The sequence below is a fragment of the Oleiphilus sp. HI0086 genome (assembly GCF_001635225.1).
Genome location: NZ_LWFZ01000301.1, coordinates 1 through 398 on the forward strand (window position 1 = coordinate 1; position 398 = coordinate 398).

Consider the following 398-nt stretch of genomic DNA (forward strand, 5'->3'; position numbering starts at 1 on the left):
GACTACTCACTAGATAAGCCTTATTTTCACCCAACAATATCCCGCACGCTTCCTCTAGAAAGGTGCGGAATAAGTGATACTCCTGAGCTGAACTATCTAATTGCATAGCCACCCTTTAACGAGCATGTTGCGCTGTACATCTAAGCTTTCGTCTTGATACGATCAATGATATCCATCACTTTTTCCGCAAGTTCATCCGGACTAAACTTGGCCATAAAGTCATCGGCACCAACTTTTTCTACCATTGCCTGGTTAAACACACCACTCAATGAAGTGTGCAGCATAATATAAAGTGGTGCTAAACGATGATCATCCTTACATAAGGTCGTCAAGGTGTAGCCATCCATCTCTGGCATCTCTACGTCTGAAATCATCAAATCAATATGATCATTAAAGTG

Annotated in this window: 1 protein-coding gene and 1 pseudogene; both read right to left on the reverse strand. The window is 41.7% G+C overall.

Annotated features, from left to right (window positions below; translation table 11 throughout):
• Nucleotides 1-106 (reverse strand): annotated as a pseudogene (locus A3756_RS27200) (chemotaxis protein); the annotation flags it as partial.
• Between the two features lie 34 nt (nt 107-140).
• The coding region (locus tag A3756_RS03705) for a response regulator (protein WP_156490244.1) at nt 141-398 on the reverse strand (258 nt) is incomplete at its 5' end.